This is a genomic window from Xenococcus sp. PCC 7305 (assembly GCF_000332055.1).
In the GTDB taxonomy this organism is placed as follows: Bacteria; Cyanobacteriota; Cyanobacteriia; order Cyanobacteriales; family Xenococcaceae; genus Xenococcus.
This window is the reverse complement of sequence record NZ_ALVZ01000002.1, coordinates 1-1553: the sequence shown is the minus strand read 5'-3', so window position 1 is coordinate 1553 and position 1553 is coordinate 1. Positions and strand designations below refer to the sequence as shown.

Genomic DNA, 1553 nt, shown 5'->3' with positions numbered 1-1553 from the left:
GTGGTGGAAATCTTAACTTGAGTGCTGGTAGTCACGAACTGCGTCTTGATATGGGTAGTTCTGGTTTTAATATCAACTATGTTGATCTAATTCCTCTCGATGACTCGGCAATTATTAGTTTTGTTAGTAATGAGTTGTTGGGCAGTGAATTATTCATTGTTGATGATACTCTTGCTGATTTCTAAGTTGACGAGGTTCTTAGTTTCAAGTTGAAATCAAATAATAGTTTGAACTCTTCATTTTCAAACAAACGAATAGCAAATATTGTTTTTCAGTGATTATCTAAAAAGGAGAAAATCATGACGACTTTTATAGTTAATAACAACAATGACAGCGGTGTTGGATCTTTGAGACAAGCGATCGCGGATGCTAATGCAGCAATCGGTTCCGATACAATTGAATTCGATAATAGCTTAAGTGGACAGCAAATCACTTTAACCAGTGGTGAATTACAGATTACCGATGATTTGACTATTAATGGTCTGGGTGCAGATTTGCTGACTGTTAGTGGAAATAATACTGATCGTGTTTTTCTGATCGATGATGAAGACGGAGATATTGCTATTGACGTGGCTTTTAATGGTTTGACAATTACCCAAGGCAATAGTGATGAAGGCGGTGGAATTCGTAATCGAGAAAACCTGATATTGACTAACAGCAACATTGCCAATAATACAGGAACAGGAATTTCTAATGGTGGTTATTCTATCAATTCCGGCAGTGATTTAACTGTAACTAATAGTAGTGTTACGAATAATAGCAGCACAGGAATTTCCCACTCCTATGGTTCTCTAGCTATACGAAACAGCATTGTCTCCGATAATCTAGGCTGGGGAATCGGTAGTGGAAATTCGGGAACTGAGATTACTCAGAGTACTATTTCAGGAAATGGAAATGGCGGTATTGCTTCAGGAATGACAGTCTTGATAATGACCGATAGCGCCATTACGGATAATACTGGCAGTGGTTTTGTTGGTAATAGGGTCAATTTTGAAATAGATAATAGTGTGATTTCAGAAAATACAACAACTGATAGTGGTGGTGGTATTGCAGGATCGTATTATTTTAGTGGCAGCATCAGCAATAGTAAAATCACTAATAATATTGCTGATAGTGACGGGGATGGGGATGGGAATGGTGGTGGAGTGGCAGGTGTTCCCGCTGACATCCTATTTACTAATACTATTATTGCTGGCAACTTTGATAACAGTCCAGCAGGTAGTGAGCAGTATCCTGACATATCAGGCCCTGGTTTTGGCAGCAATGGCTATAATTTCGTTGGAGATGTTACAGGTATTAGAAGCTATAATCCCTTCACAGAAACAGGAGATTTATTTGGCACGAGTGCCAATCCTCTTAGCTTATCCCAAATAATAGAAGGAACCCCAGGCAATGACTATCTAGAAGGCACCGCAGGCATGGACCGCATTGCAGGAGGCAATGGTAATGACACCCTCCGTGGTCGAGGCGGTATTGATGTCCTACTCGGGGAAGCGGGTCATGATAGACTCTTCGGTGATGGCGGAGAGAATACTCTTAGTGGTGGTGTTGGT

Annotated in this window: 2 protein-coding genes; both read left to right on the top strand. The window is 40.4% G+C overall.

Annotated elements, in window-relative coordinates:
- Window positions 1–185: hypothetical protein (locus tag XEN7305_RS28790; RefSeq protein ID WP_006507230.1), on the top strand; the 185-nt coding region annotated here is incomplete at its 5' end.
- Window positions 186–299: 114 nt separating this feature from the next.
- The coding region (locus XEN7305_RS00010; RefSeq protein ID WP_006507229.1) for a right-handed parallel beta-helix repeat-containing protein at window positions 300–1553 on the top strand (1254 nt) is incomplete at its 3' end.